General features: G+C 70.5%; 6 protein-coding genes. All 6 read right to left on the minus strand.

The window, feature by feature from the left end:
* Positions 1 to 180 precede the first annotated feature (180 nt).
* Positions 181 to 2,271, minus strand: coding sequence for a hypothetical protein (locus ACZ4VF_RS12295; protein WP_467925647.1), 2,091 nt, complete (start codon positions 2,269 to 2,271; stop codon positions 181 to 183).
* 188 nt (positions 2,272 to 2,459) lie between these two features.
* Complete coding sequence (locus ACZ4VF_RS12300; RefSeq protein ID WP_467925351.1) at positions 2,460 to 3,956, minus strand: D-ribitol-5-phosphate cytidylyltransferase; 1,497 nt, start codon at positions 3,954 to 3,956, stop codon at positions 2,460 to 2,462.
* Positions 3,957 to 4,714: 758 nt separating this feature from the next.
* A complete protein-coding gene (locus tag ACZ4VF_RS12305) occupies positions 4,715 to 6,262 on the minus strand; it encodes an alkaline phosphatase D family protein (RefSeq protein WP_467925353.1) in 1,548 nt (515 codons plus the stop codon).
* 375 nt (positions 6,263 to 6,637) lie between these two features.
* Positions 6,638 to 8,086: a GTPase ObgE gene (gene obgE / locus ACZ4VF_RS12310; protein ID WP_467925355.1), complete on the minus strand. Its 1,449-nt coding sequence runs from the start codon at positions 8,084 to 8,086 to the stop codon at positions 6,638 to 6,640.
* A gap of 138 nt (positions 8,087 to 8,224) precedes the next feature.
* Complete coding sequence (gene rpmA, locus ACZ4VF_RS12315; protein ID WP_023550764.1) at positions 8,225 to 8,479, minus strand: 50S ribosomal protein L27; 255 nt, start codon at positions 8,477 to 8,479, stop codon at positions 8,225 to 8,227.
* 14 nt (positions 8,480 to 8,493) lie between these two features.
* Positions 8,494 to 8,814, minus strand: a complete 321-nt coding sequence (gene rplU, locus ACZ4VF_RS12320; protein ID WP_028422127.1) for a 50S ribosomal protein L21 — start codon at positions 8,812 to 8,814, stop codon at positions 8,494 to 8,496.
* Positions 8,815 to 9,196: the final 382 nt, after the last annotated feature.

Here is a 9,196-nt window from a genome sequence, read left to right on the forward strand (position 1 = left end):
GAATATTTCCCCCGTATCACCTCAATCGCAATGTGTTAGACGGACACCTTGCGCAAGCGGTTGCCTTGCGGAAGGCAAAGAGTGGTGCACCTCACAGGTGCATCCCCGATTGAGGCGGGACGGAGCGCGAAGAGGGCCCCCGAGGAGGTCCTCGGGGGCCCGGTGGTCACGCTGGAGCGGTCAGCCGGCGTTCACGCCGTCCGTCTCCCCGGCCGTCGCGGTGCGCTGGCCCGGGACCGCGTTGGTGAGCTCGGCCGCCTCGGCGGGATCGGCGTTCGCCACCCCCAGCCGGGACTGCTGGCCGACGTTGCGGGCCTCGGCCTTCAGGGCGAGATCGGCGACCGCGGCGTTGAACTGGTCGATCGACTTCGGCTCGTCCGGGCCGAGCAGGTACTGCTTCAGCTCCTTGCGCGCGTCCGCGAGCGGGTCGGCGGACGGGTCGCGCACGGCGTCCAGCAGCCCGCCCAGCTCGGCGGCGCTGTTGGACAGGATGACCGCGGCGCGCACGGCGGTGTTGTGCCGCTTGAACTCCTCGGCACCCAGCTCGCCGGAGTCGGTGACGGCGTACGGCTTGCCGCTCGCGATGAAGTCGGAGACGACGGAGGAGATGTCGGAGACCATCGCGTCGGAGACGTTGAAGCAGTCGTACAGCCGCGGCTCGGCGCCGGTGATGACGCGGTGCTCGTACGAGGGGAAGGAGCGCCAGTAGGCGTCGTTCCACGCGGCGCGCAGCCGGGCGATCTCCTCGTGCCGGTGCACGTCCACGATGCCGTCGCGGGTGGCCTCGGCCTCGTCGCCCTTGCTGCCGCCGGCGCCGGCCAGCTCGGCGAGCCGGGCCTCGATGCGGGCCAGCTCGGCCTTGGCCTGGGCCTGGGCGGCGGTGTCGGCGGTGAACCGGGAGTCGGCGGCGCGCTCGGCGGCGGCCTTCTCGACCAGGGCGGTGATGCGCTGGTGGGCGGCCTTGGCGTCCTTGCTGACGGTGCCGGTGAACGGGTGCGGCTTGTACAGGACGCGGACCGGCGGATCGGCCGTGACCAGCTTCGTCACGATGTTCTCGCCGGCGAGCACGATCGAGGTGTTGCCCGGGTTGCCGTCCCAGCCTTCCCAGGTGGGCGCGTACAGCACGGTCGGGATGCGATCCTCGGGCACGCCCTGCCAGCTCTGGATGGGGGCGAGCTGCGGGCGGCCGACCTCCACGATGTCGTCGTCGCGGACGCCGACGTCGGCGATGGCGTAGCGGTCGCGACCGGCCCGGCCGGCGGTCCACACCTCGTCGTAGACCTTGCTGTACGGGTTGACGCTGGCGAGCTTGTCGCTGTCGCCGTGGCCGATGAAGACGTGCTTCATGGTGGGCACGCGCAGCAGGTGGATGTTCTTGCCGACGTTGGCCGCGTAGAGGGCGACCCGCACGGTGGACAGGTCCAGGTTCATCAGGTGCACCCCTCCGGGCACGCAGATGACGGGGACCGTGGTGGGCGCGAGGTTGTTCAGGATGACCCGCTCGCGGAGGATGATCAGCGGCCGGGTGTCCAGCTGCTCCATCGTCTCCAGCCACATGTTGACCTGGTACGCGGAGTCCTTGGACCCGGAGAAGTACAGGACCGTCTCGGGCTTGTAGACGGCCAGCCAGTCGTCGACGGCGGCGAGGACGACGTCGGCCTTCGGCGGGACCCGCCGGCCCCGCACGTACGGCAGCAGGCGCAGGACGTACCCCACGCCCCCGCCGACGGTGAGACCGATGCCGAGGAAGCCGAAGCCGGCCGACCCCAGTTCGGCGGAGACGAGGATGCCGGCGACCGCGCACAGGTCGAGGTGCAGCATCTTCTCCGCGGAGCGGTGCAGCAGCCCGCGCGGCGGGGCGTCCGGGATGCGGATGCGGGACTTCAGGTCGATGTTGCGGGTGGCGACCGGCATCCGGCGGCGGTTGCGGATGAGGGTGACCAGGGCGCCGTGCGGGGCCTGGAGGCCGTAGAACGCGATGAAGCAGGCGACCGCGCCGTAGAAGAGCAGGTCGTTCGACAGGGACAGCCGGGCCAGCAGGAGGATCAGCAGCAGCTGCCGGATCAGGAAGCGGATCGACAGGCCCGCGCGGACCTTGCTGAGGCGGTTGATCAGGTAGCTGCCCTTGCGGTGCAGATAGTGATCCGCCAGGTACGTCACGGCGGCCAGGGCCGCGAAGGCGGGAACGCTCGGGACGAGCGCGGCCAGCATGAGCGCGGGGAAGCCCAGCATCACGAGGGCCGCCGCGGCAAGCTCGGCCGCGCTGCCCACCCGGGCGACGCGAATAGCGGTGGATATCACGGAGAAACCTGCTCTGGGAGGGGGGAGTGCCGGTTTTGTACAGGTATGCCGGGAGAGACCGGCAATTGGGTGAGGTACGGATACAGGCCTCTGCGAATACCCGGTGAACGGGTACCCGCAGAGGCCTGAATTCCCAAAGTCTTAATTACCTCTGATTATTACACGCCGTCCTGACGGTCCAGCACGGCGGCCAGCGCCTGTTCAAAGCCGGAGGCGTTCGCGGCGCCCGCGGTCGGGTCCTGCTGGCGGACGTCGATGACGTGCCCGGTCAGCTCCGACAGCAGCACGTCCAGGGAGGTACGGGCCACGGCCTCGGAGGACAGCAGGCTGCCCGCGGGCTCCTGGCCGAAGGCCTTGGTGCGCATCGGGGTCGCGGTGCGCTCGGGGTTGATGCAGTTGACGCGGATGCCGTCGCCCGCCCACTCGTCGGACAGCGCCTGGGTGAGGTTCACCATGGCGGCCTTGGTGGAGGAGTACAGGGAGTACTCGGCGCGGCCGCGGGTGTAGCTGCTGGAGGTGTAGAGCAGCAGCTGGCCGTTGGTCTCCGCCAGGTACTTGTAGGAGGAGCGCGCGATCTGCACCGGGGCCAGGTAGTTGACCTTCAGCGCCTCCTCGATGGTGGCGTTGTCGGTCTCGGCGAGCTTGCCGATGCGCAGCACGCCCGCGGTGTTGACGACGTAGTCGATCCGGCCGGTCTCGGCGTACGCCTTGGAGAGCGCGTCGTCGACCTCCTCCGGGTTCTCCACGTGGGTGCCGGTGGTGGAGCGGCCGAGCGCGTACACGTTCGCGCCGTAGGAACCGGCGAGTTCGGCGATGTCCTTGCCGATGCCGTAGGAGCCGCCGAAGATGACGACGGTCTTGCCGGTGAGGAGTTCGCGGTAGGCCTCCTCGCCCTTCTGCTCGGGCGCGGCGGTGGAGGCGAGCTGGAACAGCTTGTCGGCGATGAAGACGTCGACCGGCTGGGTCACCTTCATGTTGTACTCGTCGCCCGCGACAACGTGGATCGGCACGTCCGGCAGGTACTTGAGGACCACCGAGCAGTCGTCCGTGGCCTGGAAGTTGGGGTCACCGGAGGCGACCTCGTAGGCGCGGCGGATGGTGGACAGCTTGAAGGCCTGCGGGGTCTGGCCGCGGCGCAGCCGGGAGCGGTCCGGGATCTCGGTGATGAACTCGCCGTCCCCGCCGTGCGTGCGCGTGACGATGATGGTGTCCGCGGACGGGATGGCGACGTCGACGGCCTGGTAGCGGTCCAGCGCGGCCACGCAGTCGTCGATGACGCGCTGCGAGAGCAGGGGGCGGACGGCGTCGTGGAAGAGGACGTTGAGGTCCTCGCCCTCGGCCAGGCCCTCGCCGAGGGCGGAGATGGCGCGCTCGGTGGTCTCGTTCCGCGTCGAGCCGCCCTCGATGATCTTCTTCACCTTGGTGAAGCCCGCCTTGGCGACGATCTTCTCGATGTCCGGCACGTAGCCCGGGGCCATCAGCACGATGACGTCGTCGATCGAGTCGGCGTTCTCGAAGGTGGTCAGGGTGTGCTCGATGACTGCCTTGCCGGCGATCTTCAGCAGCTGCTTGGGGATCGACAGACCCACCCGCTGACCGGTGCCACCGGCCAGGATCACTGCGGTGGTACGGGGCTTGGCTATGTGCTGGGACACAGGTGACCTACCTTGGGGCGACAGGGAACCGTGAAATGGTCCCACTTCCGGTAACCGCAGTGCAAGGTGAGTGACCTTCGCTGCATATGTGCGCGCTACCTGTCATTCACCTTGCACTCCAGGTGATTGACGGCGGGCGCTGTGAACGCCCGTGAATTTGCTGTGAGTAAGTCCACAGGTACCCGCGAACGGCGGGTTCAGCGGCCCTCGGCCGCCCCGGACAGCGACGCCGGGCCACCGAGGACAGGGTGCCCGGCGCGCCGGTCCGCCCGGCCGTCTCCGCGCCGGTCACGCGGGCCTCCCCCACCGCCCTGCGGGGGGGCCGGGATCTTCACGTCCCGGGACGCGGGACTGCACGCGTTCTTCAAATGCGGCACGCCTCCGGCCCGCACAAGACGGGAATACGGGGCGCCGGGGAGGCCATTGCCACGGAATTCGACATCAAGTTTCCGTAGCATTTCGGTCTCGGCCAGGGTGAGCCGACCGATTCGAGGTGTCCGGAACCGGCCGCGGGAGTTCCCGGCCGGTCCGGGCAGCGTCCCGGAGGCGCGCGAAGGCCCGCCCCGGTCGCGGTCGTCCACCACGCCCAGGGTGACCCGCTCCACACCGTCGGTCCCGGCCCGGCGCACACGGCAACTCGCGCGGCATGTGCTCCAGCCGGGCCCCGGAGCCCGTGCCCCGTTCCGCACGGGGTGCTGCCCGGTCCCGGGCCGGGAGGAGCCCGGGGACCCGGAGGGGTCCCGGGCTCGCACGGAGCGTCACACCAGGCGGACGCCCGGTTCGTCCGACTCCACCCGCAGCCGGGCCAGAGTGCTCGCCGTCGCCTGCGGCCTCAGCACCGTGTCGACGGCCCGGACCCGGGCGTCGATGCCGTCGCGGCGGATGTCGAAGAGGTGGTAGCCGCGGTGGGCGTCGATGAACTTCCAGTGCGGGTTGTCCGCCATCAGCGGGTCCCACTGCCGGTGGAAGGCGTCCTGGTCCTGGTCGCCGCTGCTGGAGATGGACGTGCCGACGAACTCGGCACCGACCACGTCGGAGTCGGGGTCGGCGTAGTCCGTCCTGAGGTCGCTGATCATCGTCAGGTGGCGGTCGCCGCTGAGCACCACCGGGTTGCGGATGTCGGCGAACTCCTCCAGGAGCGCGTTGCGTTCGACCTGGTAGCCGTCCCAGGCGTCGTAGTACCAGAGCTTGCCGTCGCCGGGCAGCAGGTCGGTCTCGGCCATCATGATCTGCGAGGCGATGAGGTTCCAGCGGGCCGGGGAGTCGTACAGCCCGTCGAGCAGCCACTGCTTCTGCTCGGCGCCGAGCATGGTCATCGAGGGCGACTCGGCGCCCTCCTGGGTGGTGGCCTGGTCGCTGCGGTACTGCCGGGTGTCGAGGACGTTGAGCCGGGCCAGCCGGCCGAACTCCAGCCGGCGGTACATCTGGATGTGCGGGCCCGTGGGGACCGCGGTGGCGCGCACCGGCATGTGCTCGTAGTACGCCTGGAAGGCCGCGGTCAGCCGGGCCACGAACTTGTCGTGCGGCTGCTTGTCCGGGTCCTGCGGGATCTCGCCGGCCCAGTCGTTGTCCACCTCGTGGTCGTCGAAGGTGACGACCCAGGGCGCCGCCGCGTGCATCGCGGCCAGGTCGGGGTCGGTCTTGTACTGGGCGTACCGGTTGCGGTACTGCGCGAGGGTGTACGGCTCGCCCTTGCCCTCGTGCCGCCGCACGGCCGTCGCCGAGGGCGCGGACTCGTAGATGTAGTCGCCGACGAAGAGCACGACGTCGGGGTCCTGGGCGAGCATGTCGGCGTATGGCGTGAAGTAGCCGTGCTGCCAGTTCTGGCAGGAGGCGAGGGCGACGCGCAGCGAGCCGCCGCGCTGGTGCGGGTGGGGCGCGGTGCGGGTGCGGCCGGTGGGCGAGAGCTGGGTGCCGGCCCGGAAGCGGTACCAGTAGGGGCGGTCCGGGCGCAGGCCGCGGACGTCCACGTGGACGCTGTGGCCGAGCTCCGGGCGGGCCTCGGCGGTGCCACGGCGGGCGGTACGGCGGAACCGCTCGTCCTCGGCGATCTCCCACTCCACGGGGAAGACCGCGTCGGGCATGCCCCCGCCGTTCAGCGGGTCGGGCGCGAGTCTGGTCCACAGCACGATGCCGTCCGGCAGCGGATCGCCGGAGGCCACGCCGAGGGTGAACACCCCGTCGGGCAGCGGGGTCTCGGCGGCGCGCGCGGTGCCGGGCAGCCACAACTGGGCGGAGGCCGCGACCGCGAGGACGGCGGCCCCGGCGGTCAGAAAGCGGCGGCGGTCGGGCGATGGTGCGGTCATGCGCTGACTCCCTTTGCCACAGTGGCCACTTGGACAGGTGGGACGGACATGCGGAAGGTCCCATGGCCGGACGGTCCGCCTGCTGAACCGCGTACATCGCGAGCATGACAAACAGGGAGACAACAGGAGACGCGTTACGGCACGAGAACACCGTGACGCCGCACGGGATCTGACGGTAGGTCGGAATGCGTCCTACCGCACGAACCCGGAGGCACGTGCCGCAGCCGCACGGCGGCCGGTCCCCGGGTCCCCTGCCGGGGACCGGGACGGGGACACGAGGGCAGAAAAAAGGCGGCACGCGGCGGACCGTGGTCCGCCGCGTGCCGCACCGTGGGGTGCGGTCGACCCGCTACGGGAACGGGTCGACGCGACGCCTTACTCGAACGGGTCGAACTCGTCGTACTCCCGCAGCGACTCGTCCCGCTCCGCCTGCTTGTCCCGTCGGCGCTGGGCCGCGGGCCGCGGCTCGTCGAAGCGGTGGTCCTCGCCACGGCGGCCGAGCATCTCCGCGCCGGACATGACCGTCGGCTCCCAGTCGAAGACGACCGCGTTCTCCTCGGGGCCGATGGCGACGCCGTCGCCCGCGCGGGCGCCCGCCTTCATCAGCTGCTCCTCCACACCGAGGCGGTTGAGCCGGTCGGCGAGGTAGCCCACGGCCTCGTCGTTGTTGAAGTCGGTCTGGCGGACCCAGCGCTCGGGCTTCTCGCCGCGCACCCGGAACAGCGGCTCCCCGCCGACCTCCTCGCGTACGACGGTGAAGCCGGCGTCGTCCACGGCCTTGGGCCGGATGACGATCCGGGTCGCCTCCTCCTTCGGCCTGGCGGCGCGCGCCCGGCCGACCAGGTCGCCGAGGGCGAAGGACAGCTCGCGCAGCCCGATGTGCGCCACGGCCGACACCTCGAAGACCCGGTAGCCGCGGGCCTCCAGGTCGGGGCGGACCATCTCGGCGAGGTCCTTGCCGTCCGGCACGTCCACCTTGTTCAGGACGACGATCCGGGGCCGGTTGTCCAGACCGCCGTACTGCCGCAGCTCCTCCTCGATGATGTCGAGGTCGGAGACCGGGTCGCGGTCGGACTCCAGCGTGGCGGTGTCCAGCACGTGCACCAGCACGCTGCACCGCTCCACGTGCCGCAGGAACTCGAGGCCCAGACCGCGGCCCTGGCTGGCGCCGGGGATCAGGCCGGGCACGTCGGCGATGGTGTAGACGGTGGAGCCGGCGGTCACCACGCCCAGGTTCGGGACCAGGGTGGTGAACGGGTAGTCGGCGATCTTCGGCTTGGCCGCGCTGAGCACGGAGATCAGCGAGGACTTGCCGGCGCTCGGGTAGCCGACGAGGGCCACGTCCGCGACGGTCTTCAGCTCCAGGACGATGTCCTGGAGGTCACCGGGCTCGCCGAGCAGCGCGAAGCCGGGGGCCTTGCGGCGGGCGGAGGCCAGTGCCGCGTTGCCGAGGCCGCCGCGGCCGCCCTGCGCCGCGACGTAGGAGGTGCCGTGGCCGACGAGGTCGGCGAGCACGTTGCCCGCCTTGTCCAGGACGACCGTGCCGTCCGGCACCGGCAGGACCAGGTCCTGGCCGTCCTTGCCGGAGCGGTTGCCGCCCTCGCCGGGCTTGCCGTTGGTGGCCTTGCGGTGCGGGGAGTGGTGGTATTCGAGCAGCGTCGTGACCGACTGGTCGACGGTCAGGATGACGTCACCGCCACGGCCGCCGTTGCCGCCGTCGGGGCCGCCGAGCGGCTTGAACTTCTCACGGTGGACGGAGGCACAGCCGTGGCCTCCGTTACCCGCGGCGACGTGCAGTTCGACGCGGTCCACGAAGGTGGTCATGGTGGGGTGCCTCCAGAAAGATGACGGGTTCTACCTGTGTTAACACGCGAAAGGCGGACCTGCCTTCCCGACCGGGAAGTGAGGTCCGCCTCGCGAAAGCGTTCGGTGCTGAATCAGGCGATCAGGCGATCAGACGATTCAGGCGACCGGAACGATGTTCACGACCTTGCGGCCACGGTGGGTACCGAACTCCACCGCACCGGCCTGCAGGGCGAACAGCGTGTCGTCGCCGCCACGGCCGACACCGGCGCCGGGGTGGAAGTGGGTGCCGCGCTGGCGGACCAGGATCTCACCAGCGTTCACGACCTGACCGCCGAAGCGCTTCACGCCGAGCCGCTGGGCGTTGGAGTCGCGACCGTTCCGGGTGGACGATGCGCCCTTCTTGTGTGCCATGTCTCCTCAGTCCCTTACTTCGCAGCCGTGGGGATCGACGTGACCTTGATCGCCGTGTACTGCTGGCGGTGGCCCTGCCGACGGCGGTAGCCGGTCTTGTTCTTGTAGCGCAGAATGTCGATCTTCTGGCCCTTGTGGTGGTCCACGACCTCGGCCTGGACCTTGATGCCGGCCAGCACCCACGGGTCGCTGGTCACGGAGTCGCCGTCGACAACGAGCAGGGTCGAGAGCTCGACCGTGTCGCCAACCTTGGCAGTGGAAATCTTGTCAACCTCAACGATGTCGCCGACAGCAACCTTGTGCTGGCGACCACCGCTGCGCACGATGGCGTACACGCGGATCTCACTTTCGCTCGAAGAAACGGCACCCCCGCAGGCCAGTCGCCCGGGAACACCACGGGCGACCTCTCCCGGCCCGCCTTGCGCCCGGGAGGAAGAGGTTTACGGGGATGTGGCGTGTCAGTGGACACGCCGACGGTCAAGGTTACGGGGCCACGGCCGAGGGGGTCAAACCGGGCCCCATGGGTGTGCGGCCGGTCACGCGGACCCGCCCCACGGAATGTGCGGCCGGTCACTCGTCCCGGCCCCACCGGTGTGGGGGGGGGGGGGGGGGGGGGGGGGGGAGGGCGGGGGGGGGGGGGGGGTGGGGGGGGGGGGGGGGGACGTGACAGCGTCCACGAGGGGGGGGGGGAGGGGGGGGGGGAGGGGGGGGAGGTGG

The organism is Streptomyces sp. NPDC029151, from assembly GCF_055564315.1.